The organism is Pseudomonas sp. GW821-FHT11D10 (genome assembly GCF_058808435.1).
Window position 1 is genome coordinate 158,639 of record NZ_JBXARR010000007.1, and the last position, 18,696, is coordinate 177,334.

General features: G+C 60.2%; 14 protein-coding genes. 4 read left to right on the forward strand and 10 right to left on the reverse strand.

Annotation, left to right across the window (positions count from 1 at the left end; translation table 11 throughout):
* Positions 1–87: 87 nt before the first annotated feature.
* The 9 genes from AC1RT4_RS20910 to AC1RT4_RS20950 all read right to left on the reverse strand — a co-directional run bounded on the left by AC1RT4_RS20910 (position 88) and on the right by AC1RT4_RS20950 (position 12,721).
* Positions 88–1,068, reverse strand: a complete 981-nt coding sequence (locus tag AC1RT4_RS20910) for a peptide ABC transporter ATP-binding protein (RefSeq protein WP_007953682.1) — start codon at positions 1,066–1,068, stop codon at positions 88–90.
* On the reverse strand, positions 1,068–2,036 hold the full coding sequence (locus tag AC1RT4_RS20915; RefSeq protein ID WP_007953667.1) for an ABC transporter ATP-binding protein: 969 nt from the start codon (positions 2,034–2,036) through the stop codon (positions 1,068–1,070). Before AC1RT4_RS20915 ends, AC1RT4_RS20910 begins: the two co-directional genes overlap by 1 nt.
* A 10-nt stretch (positions 2,037–2,046) precedes the next feature.
* Positions 2,047–2,973 (reverse strand): ABC transporter permease subunit, encoded by a 927-nt coding sequence (locus AC1RT4_RS20920; RefSeq protein WP_007953666.1) that lies wholly within the window; start codon positions 2,971–2,973, stop codon positions 2,047–2,049.
* Positions 2,974–2,984: 11 nt separating this feature from the next.
* Positions 2,985–3,995, reverse strand: a complete 1,011-nt coding sequence (locus AC1RT4_RS20925) for an ABC transporter permease subunit (protein WP_007953665.1) — start codon at positions 3,993–3,995, stop codon at positions 2,985–2,987.
* A gap of 73 nt (positions 3,996–4,068) precedes the next feature.
* Positions 4,069–5,664 (reverse strand): ABC transporter substrate-binding protein, encoded by a 1,596-nt coding sequence (locus AC1RT4_RS20930; protein ID WP_007953664.1) that lies wholly within the window; start codon positions 5,662–5,664, stop codon positions 4,069–4,071.
* Positions 5,665–5,742: 78 nt separating this feature from the next.
* The gene (locus AC1RT4_RS20935) at positions 5,743–7,158 is read right to left on the reverse strand and encodes an OprD family porin (protein ID WP_493087565.1); all 1,416 of its coding nucleotides are present in this window, start codon (positions 7,156–7,158) and stop codon (positions 5,743–5,745) included.
* 177 nt (positions 7,159–7,335) lie between these two features.
* On the reverse strand, positions 7,336–8,934 hold the full coding sequence (locus tag AC1RT4_RS20940; RefSeq protein ID WP_493087567.1) for an ABC transporter substrate-binding protein: 1,599 nt from the start codon (positions 8,932–8,934) through the stop codon (positions 7,336–7,338).
* A 299-nt stretch (positions 8,935–9,233) separates the two neighbouring features.
* Positions 9,234–10,859, reverse strand: a complete 1,626-nt coding sequence (locus AC1RT4_RS20945; RefSeq protein ID WP_493087569.1) for an ABC transporter substrate-binding protein — start codon at positions 10,857–10,859, stop codon at positions 9,234–9,236.
* 260 nt (positions 10,860–11,119) lie between these two features.
* Positions 11,120–12,721 carry an ABC transporter substrate-binding protein gene (locus AC1RT4_RS20950; RefSeq protein WP_493087571.1) on the reverse strand — a complete coding sequence of 534 codons (1,602 nt, stop codon included), beginning with the start codon at positions 12,719–12,721 and terminating at the stop codon, positions 11,120–11,122.
* Between the two features lie 856 nt (positions 12,722–13,577).
* Here AC1RT4_RS20950 and AC1RT4_RS20955 point away from each other — a divergent pair.
* Complete coding sequence (locus AC1RT4_RS20955; protein WP_493087573.1) at positions 13,578–13,937, forward strand: DUF6124 family protein; 360 nt, start codon at positions 13,578–13,580, stop codon at positions 13,935–13,937.
* A 73-nt stretch (positions 13,938–14,010) separates the two neighbouring features.
* Here the strand turns inward: AC1RT4_RS20955 and AC1RT4_RS20960 are convergent, their stop codons facing one another.
* Positions 14,011–14,727, reverse strand: a complete 717-nt coding sequence (locus AC1RT4_RS20960; protein WP_085608062.1) for an SIMPL domain-containing protein — start codon at positions 14,725–14,727, stop codon at positions 14,011–14,013.
* 271 nt (positions 14,728–14,998) lie between these two features.
* Between AC1RT4_RS20960 and AC1RT4_RS20965 the strand changes: the two genes are divergently transcribed.
* The 3 genes from AC1RT4_RS20965 (at position 14,999) to AC1RT4_RS20975 (ending at position 18,638) form a co-directional block, all read left to right on the forward strand.
* Complete coding sequence (locus tag AC1RT4_RS20965; protein WP_011332442.1) at positions 14,999–16,261, forward strand: ATP-binding protein; 1,263 nt, start codon at positions 14,999–15,001, stop codon at positions 16,259–16,261.
* On the forward strand, positions 16,254–16,814 hold the full coding sequence (locus AC1RT4_RS20970) for a response regulator transcription factor (RefSeq protein WP_003221630.1): 561 nt from the start codon (positions 16,254–16,256) through the stop codon (positions 16,812–16,814). The genes AC1RT4_RS20965 and AC1RT4_RS20970 overlap by 8 nt, the downstream gene beginning before the upstream one ends.
* A 96-nt stretch (positions 16,815–16,910) precedes the next feature.
* Positions 16,911–18,638 carry an ABC transporter ATP-binding protein/permease gene (locus AC1RT4_RS20975; protein WP_493087577.1) on the forward strand — a complete coding sequence of 576 codons (1,728 nt, stop codon included), beginning with the start codon at positions 16,911–16,913 and terminating at the stop codon, positions 18,636–18,638.
* Positions 18,639–18,696 lie beyond the last annotated feature (58 nt).

An 18,696-nucleotide genomic window follows, 5' to 3' on the forward strand; every position in this document is an offset into this window, starting at 1 on the left:
CTTCTTTCCCGATCGATGCGCAATCGGGGCAGAAGGGGTTTGGTCAACTCATCAACAACCCGCCCCGGGAAACGGGGCGGGTTTTTTTCATGCCGCGCCGTCGAGGAACTGCTCGGCGTAGTGGCACGCGACCTGACGGGTGTCGAGCTGGCGCAGGGCCGGCTCTTCGCTGCTGCAACGCGCGGTGGCGTACGGGCAGCGCTTGTGGAACGCACAGCCAGGTGGCGGGTTCAGCGGGTTGGGCAGCTCGCCGACGATCTTGATTTTCGGCTTGTCCGGATCCGGGTGGATGGTTGGAGTCGCCGACAACAGCGCCTGGGTGTACGGGTGCAGAGGACGGGCGTAGATGTCGTGCTTCGGACCGATTTCCACCGGGCGACCGAGGTACATCACCATCACGTCATCGGCCACGTGCTGCACCACCGCCAGGTTGTGCGAGATGAACACGTAACCGGTGTTGAACTCCTGCTGCATGTCCATGAACAGGTTCAGCACCTGCGCCTGGATCGACACGTCCAGCGCCGAGGTCGGTTCGTCCGCCACCAGCACTTTCGGTTGCAGCATCATGGCGCGAGCCAGCGCGATACGCTGACGCTGACCGCCGGAGAACATGTGCGGATAACGCTGGTAGTGCTCGGGACGCAAGCCGACCTGCTTCATCATCGCCTGGACTTTCTCGCGACGCTCGGCAGCCGACAGGTTGGTGTTGATCAGCAGCGGTTCGGCCAGTTGATCACCGATTTTCTGCCGAGGGTTCAACGACGCGTACGGGCTCTGGAACACCATCTGCACGTCTTTGCGCAGTTGTTTGCGCTGAGCCTTGTCGGCGCCGGCCACTTCTTGCCCGGCGATTTTCAGGGAACCGGACGACGGCTCCTCGATCAGGGTCAGGGCGCGGGCGAGGGTGGATTTGCCGCAGCCCGATTCACCGACGACGGCGAGGGTCTTGCCGGCTTCCAGCTCGAACGACACGCCGTTGAGGGCGCGCACGGTCGCATGGCCCTTGAACAGGCCACGGGAGACTTCGTAGTGACGGGTCAGGTCGCGGGCGGTAAGTACGACGGCCATTACGCCACCTCCTGGTTCAACGGATAGAAGCAGCGGGCGAGGCTGTTGCTTTTCGGGTCAAGGGTCGGACGCTGCGCGCGGCAGCTGTCCTGCACGTACGGGCAGCGCGGCGACAGCAGGCAGCCTTGCGGGCGGTCGTAACGGCCGGGAACGATGCCCGGCAGAGTCGCCAGACGCTCGGCACCCTGGCTGTGTTCCGGAATCGCCTTGAGCAGCGCTTCGCTGTACGGGTGGGCGGGGATGTCGAACAGCTGCGGCACCTGACCGACTTCAACGGCTTGACCGGCGTACATCACGCAGACGCGCTGGGCGGTTTCGGCCACCACGGCGAGGTCGTGGGTGATCAGTACCAGACCCATGTTCTGCTCTTTCTGCAACGCCAGCAGCAGATCCATGATCTGTGCCTGAATCGTCACGTCGAGTGCCGTGGTCGGCTCGTCCGCGATCAGCAGTTTCGGCTCGCCGGCAATCGCCATGGCAATCGCCACACGCTGGCTCATGCCGCCGGACAGTTGGTGCGGGTAGGCGTCCATACGGCTGGCGGCGCCCGGGATTTCGACTTTTTCCAGCAGTTCGATCGCACGTTTGCGCGCTTGCTTGCCGGACATTTTCAGGTGCAGGCGCAGCACTTCTTCGATCTGGAAACCGACGGTGTAGCTCGGGTTCAGCGCGGTCATCGGGTCCTGGAACACCATGGCCAGGTCTTTGCCGACGATCTGCCGACGCTGGCGGTTGTTCAGCTTGAGCATGTTCTTGCCGTCGAAGCTCAGCGAGTCGGCGGTAACGATGCCCGGGTGCTCGATCAGGCCCATCAGCGCCATCATGGTCACGGACTTGCCGGAACCCGACTCGCCCACGATCGCCAGGACTTCGCCCTTGTCGACTTTCAGGTCGAGGCCGTCGACGACCGGGGTGGCGTTCTTGTCGCCGAAGCGAACGTTGAGATTCTTGATTTCTAACAGTGACATGGGAATCTCCTCAGGCGGCGTTCTTGAGTTTCGGGTCCAGCGCATCGCGCAGGCCGTCGCCCATCAAGTTGATTGCCAGCACGCTGAGCAAAATGGTCAAACCAGGCAGACTCACCACCCACCAGGCGCGTTCGATGTAGTCGCGGGCCGAAGCCAGCATGGTGCCCCACTCAGGGGTTGGCGGCTGGACGCCGAGGCCGAGGAAGCCCAGGGCAGCGGCGTCGAGGATCGCCGAGGAGAAGCTCAGGGTCGCCTGAACGATCAGCGGTGCCATGCAGTTCGGCAGCACGGTGATGAACATCAGGCGCGGCAGGCCGGCACCGGCCAGGCGCGCGGCGGTCACGTAGTCGCGGTTCAATTCACCCATCACGGCGGCACGGGTCAGACGCACGTAGGACGGCAGCGAAACCACAGCAATCGCGATTACGGTGTTGATCAGGCCAGGGCCGAGGATGGCGACGATCGCCACGGCCAGCAGCAGCGATGGCAGGGCCAGCATGATGTCCATCAGACGCATGATGGTCGGGCCGATCATTTTCGGGAAGAAACCGGCGAACAGACCCAGCAGGATCCCCGGGATCAGCGACATCACCACCGACGACAGACCGATCAGCAGCGACAGGCGCGAACCCTGGATCAGGCGCGACAGCAGGTCGCGACCCAGTTCGTCGGTGCCGAGCAGGAATTGCATCTGCCCGCCTTCGAGCCACGCCGGCGGCGTCAGCAGGAAGTCGCGGTATTGCTCGCTCGGGTTATGCGGGGCGACCCACGGCGCGAAGATCGCGCAGAAAATCACCAGCAGCATGAACAGCAGGCCGGCGACGGCGCCCTTGTTCTTGGCGAAAGCCTGCCAGAACTCTTTGTACGGTGACGGGTACAGCAGACTTTGATCCACAGCGGTGGCGGCGGTGGCTACTGAGGAAGTTGGAGTGCTCATGGGTATTGACCTCAGCGCTGATGACGGATGCGTGGGTTGGCAAAGCCGTAGAGGATGTCCACCACGAAGTTGACCAGAATCACCAGGCAGGCGATTAACAGGATGCCGTTTTGCACAACCGGGTAGTCCCGGGCGCCGATGGCTTCGATCAGCCATTTACCGATGCCGGGCCAGGAGAAGATGGTTTCGGTCAGGACTGCACCGGCCAGCAGGGTGCCGACTTGCAGGCCGACCACGGTCAGTACCGGAATCAGCGCGTTGCGCAGGCCGTGCACGAACACCACGCGCGACGGCGACAGGCCTTTGGCCTTGGCGGTACGGATGTAGTCTTCACGCAGTACTTCGAGCATCGACGAACGGGTCATCCGCGCGATCACCGCCAGCGGAATGGTGCCCAGCACGATGGCCGGCAGGATCAGGTGGTGCAGGGCATCGAGGAACGCGCCCATGTCATCGGCCAGCAGGGTGTCGATCAGCATGAAGCCGGTGCGCGGCTCGATGTCGTAGAGCAGGTCGATCCGCCCGGACACCGGGGTCCAGCCCAGGCTCACCGAGAAGAACATGATGAGGATCAGGCCCCACCAGAAAATCGGCATCGAATAACCCGCGAGGGAGATGCCCATTACCCCGTGGTCGAACAGGGATCCTCGCTTGAGGGCCGCGATCACCCCGGCCAGGAGGCCCAGGATGCCGGCGAACAGCAGGGCGGCCATGGACAGTTCCAGGGTCGCCGGGAAGAGGGAGGTGAACTCGGTCCATACGCTCTCACGGGTGCGCAGGGATTCGCCGAGGTCGCCGTGGGCCAGTTTGCCGATGTAGTCCAGATACTGGGCGTACAGCGGCTTGTTCAGACCGAGGCGTTCCATTGCCTGAGCGTGCATTTCGGGGTCGACCCGACGTTCGCCCATCATCACTTCCACGGGGTCGCCGGGAATCATGCGAATCAACGCGAAAGTCAGCAAGGTGATGCCGAAAAACGTGGGGATCAATAACCCCAGTCGGCGGGCAATAAAACTAAACATCGTGTGTGGTACCTCATCAGCCGGTTAGGCGTGCCCGGCGACCCTGGGGTCAGGGGCGCCGGGAGTTTCTTATCTACTTCACCTGGGTGGTGGCGAAGTTATTGGTTGTCAGAGGGCTGATGTGATAACCCTCTACGTTGTTGCGCATTGCGGTGAACATGCGGGTGTGGGCCATGCTGATCCACGGTTGGTCCTGATTGAAGATCACCTGGGCTTCTTCATACAGTTTGGCGCGTTCGGCCGGATCTACTTTAGCCCGTGCTTCGTCGAGCAGGGCCTGGAATTTCTCGTTGCACCAGCGAGCGTAGTTTTCGCCGTTCTTGGCGGCTTCGCAACTGAGCATAGGCGTCAGGAAGTTATCCGGGTCGCCGTTGTCGCCCGCCCATCCGGCCGAGACCATGTCGTGTTCGCCGGCCTTGGCGCGTTTGAGCATTTCGCCCCATTCCATCACGCGGATGTCGATCTTGATCCCGACTTTCGCCAGGTCAGCCTGCATCATCTGTGCGCCGAGCATCGGGTTAGGGTTGGTCGGGCCGCCGCCGTTACGGGTAAACAGGGTAAACACGGTACCTTCCGGTACGCCGGCTTCCTTGAGCAGCTTGCGGGCGGCGTCGAGGTCGCGTGGCGGGTTCTTCAGGTCGTGGTTGTAGCCCAGCAGGGTCGGCGGGTACGGGTTGACCGCCACCGAGGCGTTGCCTTTGCCGAACAGGGCGTTGACGTAGGCTTCCTTGTCGAAGGCGATGTCGATCGCTTTGCGCACCCGCACGTCGCTGATGTACTTGTGCGTGGTGTTCATGGCGATGTACGAGACGGTCATCGCGTCCATTTCATCGACTTTCAGGTTGCTGTCTTTCTTGATGCTCGGGATGTCATCCGGTTTCGGATACAGCGCGATCTGGCACTCGTTGGCCTTGAGCTTCTGCAAACGCACGTTGTTGTCGGTGGCAATCGCCAGGATCAGCGCGTCAGCCGGGGCCTTGCCGCGGAAGTAGTCCGGGTTGGCCTTGAAGCGTACCTGGGCGTCCTTGGCGTAACGCTGGAAGATGAACGGGCCGGTGCCGACCGGTTTGTTGTTCAGGTCGCCGGTCTTGTTGGCCTTGAGCAACTGATCGGCGTATTCGGCCGGGTAGATCGAGGAGAACGCCATGGCGATGTCGGCCAGGAACGGCGCTTCGCGACGGGTCAGGGTGAACTTGACGGTGTTGTCGTCGACTTTCTCGACGCTTTTGAGCAATTCCTTGAAGCCCATGCTTTCAAAGTACGGGAAGCCCACGCTCGACAGCTTGTGCCACGGGTGATTCGGGTCCAGCTGACGCTGGAAACTCCAGACCACGTCGTCGGCGTTCATGTCGCGGGTCGGCTTGAAATATTCGGTGGTGTGAAACTTGACGCCTTTGCGCAGGTGGAACGTGTAGGTCAGGCCGTCTTCGCTGATGTCCCAGGACTCGGCCAGCGCCGGAATCACTTCGGTGGTGCCGGGCTTGAAGTCCGCCAGACGGTTGAAGATGGTTTCGGCCACCGCGTCGGCAGTGACTGCAGTCGTGTACTGGACCATATCGAAGCCTTCCGGGCTGGCTTCGGTGCAGACCACCAAGGGTTTGGCCGAGACGCCGACAGCGACACTCAGCAACGCAGCCGCGATGGCCGCACGTAGGGGAAGCATTTTCATCAAGAACCCTCTGCAATCGGTTGAAGACAAAAAGCCGAACGGCCGACTCGTCACTGAGTCAGCCGTCGGCTGGCGTTTTTACAGGATGTTGAATGGAACGGTGGTCACCAGACGGAACTCGTTGATGCTGCCGTCAGCCTGGTTTTCGCTCGCACGGTGCGCGGTGTAGGTCGCACGAACGGTGGTGGCTTTCAGAGGACCGCTCTGTACGGCATAAGAGGCGCCGATGCCGTATTCATAGTGGTGCTCGCCGTCCATCGACTGCACGCCATCGTAGCCGCCACCCTTGTAGTGAGTGCCGTCGATGCCCCAGCCGCGGGCCTGGTAGATGTTGAACTTCAGGCCTGGCACGCCGTATTCGGCCATGTTCAGACCGTAGGCCACCTGGAAGGATTTTTCGTTCGGGCCGTTGAAGTCCGACAGCAGGGAGTTGGCCAGGTAGATGCCGTTGGTTTCGTGCAGGTAGTCGAAGTACTCGTTACCGTTTACTTCCTGGTAGGAGAAGGTCAGGGTATGCGCCTGGTGAGTCAGACCGAACGACAGGGAGTAGGTGTCGTTGTCGATTTCACCCAGTTTTTTCTTACCTTCGTCCACGGTCTTGTAGTAGTTCAGGCCGGTGGTCAGAGCCAGAACCGAGCTGTCACCCAGCACGTGGGTGGCGCCGAAGTAGTACTGGTTCCACAGGTCTTCGGCCTGGGTGCCCCACAGGCTGGTGGTCAGGCTGGCGAATGGCTGGTACGAGATGCCGCCGGTGTGAACGTGGTCGGCTTCGGCATCGATCGCGCCGTATTCGGAGCGGAACTTGCTCAGGCTTTCTTCGGTACGCGGCGAAACGCGGTCGAACGAGGCCAGGTCGAAGGACAGGTTGTTCAGCTCTTCGCTGTGGATCGCAACACCTTCGAAGCTCGATGGCAGCGGACGGTTGCCGATCACGTCGACCTGCGGGCTGCTGAAGTTCATGCGGCCGGCGGTCAGGGTGGTGTTGGAGATACGCGCCTTGACGTTGGCCAGGCCGACTTTGCTCCACTGGCCCTGGGCTTCGCCGCCTTCACGGGTCAGGGTACGGTTGTTGCCCGCGCCCGGACGGGTGCCCGGTGCGCCGCCGTTGTTGGACGCCAGGTTCTCGCGGTCACGCTCCAGCGCGATGGCGTTGTACGCCGCCACTTCGGTGCTGAAACCGACGGTACCTTCGGTGAAGCCCGAGTTGTACTTGACGATGGTGCCCTGCACCCAGTTGATACGGCGGTCGGTCGGGGTGGCCACGCCATCCTTGCGATAGGTGAACTTGCCGCCGCGTTTCAGTTGTTCGTTGGCGTACCAGTTACGGGTCGAGCCGCTGATCGACTGACCTTCGAGGAAGCCGGTGGCTTCAGCCTGGGCGCTCTTCTCGTTGACGGTCACCGGGGTGAACGCCTGGCTTTGGGTTTCCGCGTAAGCCGTGGCGGTGATGCTGCTGATGGCCAAGGCCAATATCGCGGTATTGCTCAGTTTCATGGGTGAAGCTCCTTTACTTTCTTTTTATGCCGGCTTTTTTGGGTTGGCCGGTTATTGGTTTAGAACTCATTCACACATCGCAAACGTTTGCAAAAGGCCTGATTGGCGAATTTCGGCAAAGCGCTTGCGTGAGGGGGTAGACGGCCCCCTCAGCATTGCGGCTAATCGGTTTTGTGTTTAATCGATGCTGACACCCGAAAACACGTTGCGACCAAACGGGCTCACCTTGAACCCTTCGACTTTGGCGCTCAGCGGCTGGTTGACCGTCGAGTGGGCGACAGGCGTGATCGGCACTTGCTGCTTGAGCAGTTGCTGGGCCTGTTTGTAGAGCACGGTGCGCTGGTCACGGTCGGTGACGACCTTGGCCTGCTTGATCAGCTTGTCGTAAGCCGGATCGCACCACATGGAGTAGTTGTTGCCGCCGATGGCGTCGCAGCTGTAGAGCGTGCCGAGCCAGTTGTCCGGATCCCCGTTGTCACCGGTCCAGCCGATCAGGCTGATGTCATGCTCGCCATTCTTGGTGCGCTTGATGTACTCGCCCCATTCGTAGCTGACGATCTTCACTTTCAGACCGATCTTGGCCCAGTCGGCCTGGAGCATTTCGGCCATCAGTTTGGCGTTCGGGTTGTACGGACGTTGTACCGGCATCGCCCACAGGGTGATCTCGGTGCCTTCCTTGACGCCGGCAGCCTTGAGCAGCTCTTTGGCTTTCTCCGGGTTGTAGGCGGCGTCCTTGATGGTGTCGTCGTAGGACCATTGGGTCGGCGGCATGGCGTTCACGGCCAGTTGGCCGGCGCCTTGATAAACAGCGTTGAGAATCCCCTGTTTATTCACCGCCATGTCCAGCGCCTGACGCACTTCGAGCTGGTCGAACGGCTTGTGTCGGACGTTGTAGGCGATGTAGCCGAGGTTGAAGCCCGGCTTCTCGATCAATTGCAGTTTCGAGTCGTTCTTCAGTGCCGGCACGTCGGCAGGGCGCGGGTGCAGGGTGATCTGGCATTCGCCGGCCTTGAGCTTCTGCACGCGTACCGAGGCGTCGGTATTGATCGCGAAAATCAGGTTCTTCAGTTTCACCCGGCTCTGATCCCAGTAATGCGGGTTGCCGGTGTAACGGATGTTCGAGTCTTTCTGGTAACTCTTGAACACGAACGGGCCAGTGCCGATCGGCTTCTGGTTGATGTCGCTCGGCTTGCCTTCGGCCAGCAGTTTGTCGGCGTATTCAGCAGACAGGATGGCGGCGAAGCTCATGGCGATGTTCTGGATGAACGCGGCATCGACGCTGTTAAGCGTGAACTGCACGGTCAGCGGCCCGGTCTTCTCGACCTTGGCGATGTTCTTGTTGAGGCTCATCCCGTTGAAATACGGGAACTCGGTCGGATAAGCCTTACGGAATGGCTGTTGCGGATCGAGCATGCGGTTAAACGTGAACAGCACATCGTCGGCGTTGAAATCGCGCGTAGGTTTGAAGTACGGCGTTGTATGAAACTTCACACCTTCACGCAGGTGAAAGGTGTACTTCAGACCATCCTCGGAAATATCCCAGCTGGTTGCCAGGCCCGGTACGACATTGGTCGCGCCTTTTTCGAACTCGGCCAGTCGGTTGTACAGCGGTTCGGCGGCGTCGTTATCGGTCGCCGTTGTGTACTGCGCGGTATCGAAACCGGCCGGACTGCCTTCGGAGCAGAACACCAGGCTGTTGCTGGCGGCGTAACTGGCGGACGTGGCGGCCAACAGACCGGCGCCCAGCAATGCGGAAAAAACCAAGGTATGGCGCATGACGCTCCCTCTTTTTTAGTGTTTTTCAATGCGCCGCGATCCCGTCCAGGGAAGTTGTGGCTGCATCGAGCTCAAACCAATACGGCAGCAAAACCGATAGCCCACGCAGTCACTGGTCAGAACCCGACGGTAGGGGCCGTGGGTCTGGCAGTAAATGCGCTGAGTCCTAAAGACTCGTAGGAAAAGGCAACACGTCCTAACCCAACCTGGTAAGACCGGCTAGAAAAGGCTGTAGGCAGATTCCTGACTTCTCGGCAAAAAAAACAGCGGCGACGCTGAAAACGTCGCCGCTGGCTCTTTTATTTGCTGACGCTGACGCCGTAGAAGGAGTTCAAGCCGAATGGGCTGATCTTGAAGTCCTGCACGTTGGCGCGCATGGGTTGATACACCGTCGAGTGAGCGATAGGTGTCATAGGGACTGCATCTTTGAGGACGTGCTGCGCCTCTTTGTAGAGTTCGGTGCGCTTGGCCTGGTCGGTGGTGCGCTTGGCTTCTTTCACGAGGCCGTCGAATTTCTTGTCGCACCATTTGGAGAAGTTGTTGCCACTCAGGGAGTCGCAACCAAACAACACGTTGAGCCAGTTGTCCGGATCACCATTGTCACCGCTCCAGCCAATCAGCATGCCCTGGTTCTCGCCACCTTTGGAGCGTTTGATGTACTCGCCCCACTCGTAGCTTTGAATCTTCACTTTCAGGCCGATCTTCGCCCAGTCGGACTGAAGCATTTCGGCCATCAGCTTGGCGTTCGGGTTGTACGGACGCTGAACCGGCATCGCCCACAGGACGATCTCGGTACCTTCCTTGACGCCGGCTTCCTTGAGCAGCTGCTTGGCTTTCTCAGGATCGTACTTGGCGTCCTTGATGGTGGTGTCGTAGGACCACTGGGTCGGCGGCATGGCGTTCACGGCCAACTGGCCTGCGCCCTGGTAAACCGAGTCGATGATCTGTGGCTTGTTCACAGCCATGTCCAGCGCCTGGCGAACGCGCAGGTCGGCCAGCGGGTTCGGCTCGTTGCTGCCCTTGACCTTGTCCATCACGTTGTAGGCGATGTAGCCCAGGTTGAAACCAGCCTGGTCAGGCATCTTCAGCGCCGGGTCTTCTTTCAGCGCCTTGAGGTCGGCCGGACGAGGGAACAGGGTGACCTGGCACTCGTTCTTTTTCAGCTTCTGGATACGTACCGACGGGTCGGTGGTGATGGCGAAGATCAGGTTGTCGATCTTCACGTCTTCAGGCTTCCAGTAGTCCTTGTTCCCGGTGTAGCGGATGTTGGAGTCTTTCTGGTAGCTCTTGAACACGAACGGGCCAGTGCCGATCGGCTTCTGGTTGATGTCGGCAGCCTTGCCTTCCTTCAGCAGCTGGGCTGCGTACTCGGCGGACTGAACCGAAGCGAAGCTCATGGCCATGTTCTGGATGAACGCGGCGTCGACTTCTTTCAGCGTGAACTTGACGGTGTGTTCGTCGACTTTATCGATCTTGGTGATGTTGGTGTCCATCCCCATGTCGGTGAAGTACGGGAATTCGGTCGGGTATGCCTTACGGAACGGGTCATCCTTGTTAATCATGCGATTGAAGGTGAACAGTACGTCGTCGGCGTTGAACTCACGAGTCGGCTTGAAATACGGGGTGGTGTGGAACTTGACGCCTTCACGCAGGTGGAAGGTGTAAGTCAGGCCGTCATCCGAGATGTCCCACTTGGTCGCCAGACCAGGAATCACGGCGGTACCGCCACGCTCGAACTGGGTCAGACGGTTGAACATGGTTTCGGCTGAGGCGTCGAAGTCGGTTCCGGTGGTGTATTGGCCTGGATCGAAACCGGCCGGGCTGCCTTCGGAGCAGAACACCAGGTTAGTCGCAGCGGTGGCGAAAGGTGCGGAGGCTAACAAGCCTGCGCCGACTAAAAACGGAATGACCGCGTGTTTAAGCATGTTGGCCTCATGATTTGTTGTCATTTTTTAGTTGTGAGGTACGACCTCGTGAGTCGTGCCTGCGGATACTTATGCAGGGCCCATACCCAATGCAAGATCCAGAGCGCTCGGCGGCGTCAAAGCGTGGCACGAACGTACCTTAATGTCGCATCCGTATAACTTCTGACGCATTTGACCGTTTGCGGCCGGTTTTTACGGTGCAAACGAAGCCCCAAAACGGTGCATTGGTCACGTTGTGCGCGCCGGATTGGGGCCGGGTGTTACTTATTTATACCCACGCCATAGAAGGGGGTTAGACCGAACGGGCTGATCTTGAAGTCAGTGACTTCCTTGCGCAGCGGCTGGAACACCGTGGAGTTGGCGATCGGCGTGATCGGCACTTGCTGTTTAAGGATGAGTTGCGCCTGTTGATACAGTTTTACCCGTTGCGATTTATCGGTGGATACCTTGGCCTGCTGCACCAGCTTGTCGTAGGCCGGGTCACACCATTTGGCGTAGTTGCTGCCCTTTACCGCCGCGCAGCTGTAAAGCACGCCCAGCCAGTTGTCCGGGTCGCCGTTGTCACCGGTCCAGCCGTAGATCATCGCGTCGTGTTCGCCATTCTTGGCGCGCTTGATGTACTCGCCCCATTCATAGCTGACGATGTTGGCTTTGATACCGATCTTCTCCCAATCCTGCTGGATCATCTGTGCCGACATCCGCGCATTCGGGTTCGAGGCGCGCTGCACGGTCATGGCCCAGAGGTTGATGGTTGTACCGGGTGCAACCCCGGCTTCCTTGAGTAGCGCCTTGGCTTTGACAGGGTCGTGCGGCGCGTCTTTTATGTTCGGATCGAACGACCATTGCGCTGGCGGCAAGGCGTTTTGCGCCAGCTGCCCGGCACTCTGGTAAACCGCCTTGATGATCGCCGGTTTGTCGATGGCCATGTCCAGTGCCTGACGCACTTTGAGCTGATCCAGCGGCGGATGAGTGGTGTTGTAGGCGAGGAAGCCGAGGTTGAAACCGGCCTGCTTCAACACCCGCAGATTCGGGTCTTTTTCCATCACTTCGATGTCGGCCGGGCGCGGGTAGCCGCTGACCTGGCATTCGCCGGTCTTGAGCTTTTGCAGGCGGACGGCGGCGTCCGGGGTGATCGAGAACACCAGGTTATCGAGCTTCACGTCCTCGGGCTTCCAGTAGTCCCTGTTCGCCGCGTAGCGGATCTGCGCGTCCTTCTGGTAGCGCTTGAACACGAACGGGCCGGTGCCGACCGGTTTCTGGTTGAGGTCGGCGGCGTGGCCTTCCTTCAACAGTTGGGCGGCGTATTCGGCCGATTGCACCGAGGCGAAGCTCATGGCGAGGTTTTGCACGAAGGCGGCGTCGACGTTGTTCAGGTTGAAGCGCACGGTGTTTTCGTCGAGTTTTTCAACGGATTTGATCGTGGTGTTCAGGCCCATGTCGGTGAAGTACGGGGATTCGGCGGGGTAGGCCTTGCGGAAGGCGTTCTCCGGGTCGAGCAGGCGCTGGAAGGTGAACAGGACGTCGTCGGCGTTGAAGGTTCGGGTCGGGGTGAAGTAGTCGGTTTTGTGGAATTTTACGTTTTGGCGCAGGTGGAAGGTGTACTGGAGGCCGTCCGGGGTTACGTCCCAGCTTGTGGCCAGAGCGGGTTCGACTTCGGTGCCGCCGCGTTTGAACTGGGTGAGGCGGTTGAAGACGGTTTCGGCGGAGGCGTCGAAGTCGGTGCCGCTGGTGTATTGGCTGGGGTCGAAGCCTGCGGGGCTGGCTTCGGAGCAGTACACCAGGGTTGTTGCTGCGTTTGCGATTGGGGTTATGGCGGTCAGGGCCAGGGTGATCAGGAGTGGTTTTAGGGTGGGTCTATGCATGTCTGGCCCGTGGGTTTTTAGGTGGTTGTTGTTTGAGGTTAGCGGGGATTTGGGGGTGTTCGGAAATATCGTTTTTTGAGGGGATGCGTCTATCTCGGTATATCTGGGGTGATTGGGTGTATATCCGTTGCTGCGGTAACGGCTTCTTAGGGTTCCGCCCTTACGGCGGGTCACTTTGGCAAACGCCCCAAAGTAACCAAAGGTCTTGGGCCCCGGCGTTCGGCCCCTCGCTGGGGCTCGGGGTTCCTTCGCTCCGGGATTCATCCGGGGGCATCGCCTACGGTTTGCTTCGCTGCACCTCCTCTCGATGCATGCGGCTGCGCCGCACGGTCGCTGCGCTCCCACCCCCGGATAAATCCCTCCACTCAGCCTGCCGAAGGGGCCAAAAGATCAAGAGCTTTACTCGAGCTAACGCTCATCGTGTTGAGTGGTGGGAAGCGGAAGGCGGAAGGCGGAAGGTAACTGCGGACTGCTTGATCGTTCCCACGCTCCGCGTGGGAATGCAGCCCGGGACGCTCCGCGTTCCATTTTCGAACGTTTAAAGATGTGTGGGATTCACCGAACCTTCCCACAAGGTTTTCAGGTTGTCCGTCGGAAGTACGGTCTCTAGTCTTTGGTTGTCGCTGCCAATTCAGCGACCGGGAGTGAGATCCCGGCAATTCATTTGGATACTTGTTCGAGCCCCTTCATAATCGCCGCCAGCTTAGACTGTCAGCGATTCTCTATGGCGGCTGTGTGCGGGTGGACGAATGTCCTGCCGGGTATCCATACCGGTGATCTCACCCCGTACATAGCTGCCACCTCTTCTTCGAGTGAGATCGGGAAAAGTGGCTCCATAACCTGGAGAAATTGCTACATGGATAAGCTGATACCCGATCCACCCCTCGAAACACCTACGCCCCTTGAAGAAGCCATGCGCGCCGAAGACCTCGCCCGCAACCGCGAAGCCATCAAACGCGCCCTCGATTTTTATCTCTGCCCCAACCCTTCCAAACCGCGCCCGAGCACGATGTATATGGTCACTCCCAACGTCGACACCGAAAGCCTGCTGGCCAACGCCTGCGAATCCCTGGCGTCGGCCAGTACCATCGCGAGCAATTTCGCCAACGAACTCAGCGGCCCGCAACGCAGTACGGCGCTGGGTATCCAGCAGATCATCATGCTGGCCGAGCTTGCAGTGAACCGCGCTCTGGATCGGGTTGATCCGCAAACCTGATAACCCCAATCCCGGGCATAAAAAAACCGGCGATCATCACTGATCGCCGGTTTTTCATTCAGCCGTTACTCAATCACTGCATCAATACTTCAATCGAGCCATCCGCCGTCAGGCTGACCTGGCTGGTGCCGGCTTCGACTTCAGGCGTGACCGGTGCTGCGTCCATGCCGGCGGCTTTCATCATCATCGGGGCGCGCATGTACGGTTGCGGGAAACCGTTGCTGTTGAGGTTCAGGTTGACGATCTTGTAGCCCTTGCCGCCCAGGGCGTCGGTGGCCAGTTGGGCGCGGGCCTTGAAGGCGGTGACGGCTTCTTTCAGCAGCTTGTCTTCGCTGGCCTTGCGGGTCGGGTCGGCGATGGCGAAGTCCATGCCGCCCATTTTCAGGTCGGTCAGCAGTTCGCCGGTGAGTTTGGACAGGGCGGCGAAGTCGGCGCTTTCCAGGCGCAGTTCGGCGCGTTCGCGCCAGCCAGTGATTTTCTGGCCCTTGGTGTCGTAGATCGGGTAGCTGTTGCGGCTGCCCTGGCGCAGGGTGATGTCTTTGACTTGCTTGGCCTGGGCCAGTGCCTTGTTCATGGTGGTGCTGACGTCGGCAGCAAGTTTGGCCGGGTCGGTGTTTTGTTCTTCGGTGTAGAGAGTCACGATCATCAGGTCGCGGGCCACTTCCTGGCTGACTTCGGCGCGCAGGGAAATCTGGTTGTAGTGCAGCTCATCGGCGGCCAGGGCCGGAAGGCTGGCGATGCTGCCGACGGTCAGGGCGAGAAGGGCGGCGCTGCGGCGAAATGTGTGCATGAAAGCTCCTTGATGAGGGCGCAGGTGATGGTTCGGGGGCCTGCGTGAAACCATCAGACTCTAGCTTTTATGATCCGGTTCGCCCAGTTACAACTTCTATACAGATGGCTGGTAGCAACTGCGCAACCAATCGCGAGCAAGCTCGCGAAGGGGCCCTTATAGCCGCAGAAAAACTTTGCGCCATGTGGTCGTTTGCCGCACTTTCGCCTCTCAAGCCCGCGCCTTGGTTATACTCCGTGCGATCCGCCTGGAGCGCTCATCAGGAGAGCTCATGCTCGCCCCCGTACAACTGACTTCCGCCACTCGCCAGAACCTCTGGCGGCTGACTTTCATCCGCACCCTGGTGCTCGCCGCGCAGGCCGGTTCCGTGGGCCTGGCTTACTGGCTGGATCTGTTGCCGTTGCCGTGGGTGCAACTGGTGATGACCCTCGGCTGTTCGATCCTGCTGTGTGTGTTCACCGCCGTGCGTCTGCGTACTTCGTGGCCGGTTACCGAGCTCGAATACGCGCTGCAACTGGCCTGCGATCTGGTTATCCACAGTGCCTTGCTGTATTTCTCCGGTGGTTCGACCAACCCGTTCGTTTCGTATTATCTGGTGCCGCTGACCATCGCTGCGGTGACGCTGCCATGGCGTTATTCGGTGGTGCTGTCGGGCATCGCGCTGGCCTTGTACACGCTGATGCTGACGCATTTCTACCCGCTGGAAACCCTGCCGGTTGCCCGGGAGAACCTGCAGATCTACGGCATGTGGCTGAGCTTCGCGCTGGCGGCGGCGGTGATTACCTTCTTCGCCGCGCGTATGGCTGAAGAGCTGCGCCGGCAGGAGGAATTGCGTGCGATCCGTCGGGAAGAAGGCCTGCGCGATCAGCAATTGCTGGCCGTCGCGACTCAGGCCGCCGGTGCCGCTCATGAATTGGGCACGCCGCTGGCGACCATGAGCGTGTTGCTCAATGAAATGCAGCAGGATCATCACGACCCGATGCTTCAGGAAGACCTGAAGGTGCTGAAGGATCAGGTGAAGCTCTGCAAGGAGACCCTGCAACAACTGGTGCGCGCCGCTGAAGCCAATCGCCGGATGGCGGTGGAGATGCAGGACGTCACCGAGTGGCTCGACGAAGCGCTCAATCGCTGGCACCTGATGCGCCCGGAGGCCAGTTACCGCTTCCAGCGTCTGGGCCAGGGCCCGTTGCCACGTGTGGCGCCGCCGCCGGATCTGACCCAGGCCTTGTTGAATCTGTTGAACAACGCCGCCGACGCCTGCCCGGAAAACCTTCAGGTGACCCTGGACTGGACGGCCGAAGACCTGACCATCAGCATTCGCGATCATGGCGCCGGTGTACCGCTGGCCATCGCCGAGCAGATCGGCAAACCGTTTTTTACCACCAAGGGCAAAGGTTTCGGCCTGGGCCTGTTTTTGAGCAAGGCCAGCGTGACACGCGCCGGCGGCTCAGTGAAACTCTATAGTCATGAGGAAGGCGGCACGCTCACCGAGCTGCGCCTGCCCCACGGCGCCCGAGGAGAGCAACATGAGTGACGAAATCCAAGTCGAAGGCGAAGAACTGCCGCATTTGCTGCTGGTCGATGACGACGCGACCTTCACCCGGGTGATGGCCCGCGCCATGGCCCGCCGTGGTTTCCGCGTCAGCACCGCCGGTTCCGCCGAGGAAGGCCTGACTATCGCCCAGGCCGATCTGCCGGACTATGCCGCGCTGGACCTGAAAATGGACGGCGACTCCGGTCTGGTCCTGCTGCCGAAACTGCTGGAGCTGGACCCGGAAATGCGCGTGGTGATCCTCACCGGTTACTCGAGCATTGCCACCGCAGTCGAAGCGATCAAGCGCGGCGCCTGCAATTACCTGTGCAAACCGGCCGACGCCGACGATGTGCTGGCAGCGCTGCTGTCCGAACACGCTGACCTCGACAGCCTGGTGCCGGAAAACCCGATGTCGGTGGATCGCCTGCAATGGGAACACATTCAGCGCGTGCTGACCGAGCACGAAGGCAACATCTCCGCCACTGCCCGCGCCCTGGGCATGCACCGCCGCACCCTGCAGCGCAAACTGCAGAAGCGCCCGGTTCGTCGCTGAACCTGCGCTGAACGACCATCGCCAGCCCTCGCGATAAAGCGCACCGATCATCTATGATCGGTGCGTGTCTGTTCTTTTCTTTATCGAGCCTTTTCCATGAATCAGAACGCTGAATATTCCGCGGTCAACGATACTGTGCGCGGGCAGTTTTTTCGCAAGGTGTGGGCCATGACCACGCCTTACTGGCGCAGCGAAGAGAAGGGCAAGGCCTGGACGTTGCTGATTGCCGTGATCGCGCTGACGTTGTTCAGCGTGGCGATCTCGGTGTGGATCAACAGTTGGTACAAGGATTTCTATAACGCCCTGCAAAAGAAAGACGAGGCGGCGTTCTGGCAGCTGATCCTGTATTTCTGCGGTATTGCGGCGGTGGCGATCCTCGGCGCCGTGTATCGCCTGTACCTGACGCAGATGCTGACCATCCGTTGGCGGGCATGGCTCACCGAGAACCATTTCAAGCGCTGGCTCGGGCACAAAAACTATTACCAGCTGGAGCAGGGCGGCTACACCGACAACCCTGACCAGCGGATTTCCGAAGACCTCAATACCTTCACCAGCAACACCTTGAGTCTCGCGTTGGGCCTGATCCGCACGGTGGTCAGCCTGGTGTCGTTCTCGATCATTCTGTGGGGTGTCTCCGGCAGCATCGAGGTGTTCGGCATCGAGATTCCCGGCTACATGTTCTGGTGTGCGCTGCTGTATGCGGCGGTCGGCAGCTGGCTGACGCACCTGATCGGTCGACGCCTGATCGGCCTGAACAACCAACAACAACGCTTCGAAGCCGACCTGCGTTTCTCCATGGTGCGGGTGCGTGAGAACGCCGAAAGCATTGCGCTGTACAACGGCGAACCGAACGAAAATCGTCGCCTGAGCAACCGCTTCGGTCTGGTCTGGCACAACTTCTGGGACATCATGCGGGTGTCCAAGCGCCTGACGTTCTTCACCTCGGGTTACGGCCAGATCGCAATCATCTTCCCGTTCATCGTTGCGGCCCCGCGTTACCTGACCGGCAAGATCGAACTGGGTGAGCTGATGCAGATCAACTCGGCATTCGGCAACGTGCAGGAGAACTTCAGCTGGTTCATCAACGCGTATTCGGATCTCGCTGCGTGGCGCGCCACGTGTGATCGTCTGCTGAGCTTCCGCCAGGCGATGACCGACAACGAAGAACGTGCACCGGCCATCGATGTGCAGAATCAGGGCAATGAGCTGAAAGTTCATAACCTGGGCCTCGATCTGGCCGACGGTCGTCATCTGCTGACCAGCGCCGACATGACCGTGGAGCAGGGCGACCGCGTGATGCTCAGTGGTCGTTCCGGCAGCGGTAAATCCACGCTGCTGCGGGCGATGGGCCATTTGTGGCCGGCGGGGCACGGCAGCATTCGATTGCCCGCTTCGCGTTATCTGTTCCTGCCACAGAAACCGTATCTGCCGATCGGTACCCTGCGCGACGCCTTGAGTTATCCACAACCGGGCGACACCTACGCGCCTGAGCGTTATGCACAAGTGCTGGAAACCTGCCGTTTGCCGCATCTGGTGGCTCGACTGGACGAGGCCAATCACTGGCAGCGCATGCTCTCGCCGGGAGAACAGCAACGTCTGGCCTTCGCCCGCGCGCTGCTCTATGCACCGCAATGGCTGTACATGGACGAAGCGACGTCGGCGATGGATGAAGAAGACGAGGCCACGCTGTATCAGGCGCTGATCGACCAGTTGCCGGGCCTGAGCATCGTCAGCGTCGGCCATCGCAGCAGCCTCAAACGCTTCCATCCACGGCATGTGCGGATCGATGGCGGGCATCTGGTCGAGCAGACCGTAACGGCCTGACAGGCTCTGACTTTGTGGGAGTTCGCTCCCACAGAGGACAGTGATCGTACAACCCGCT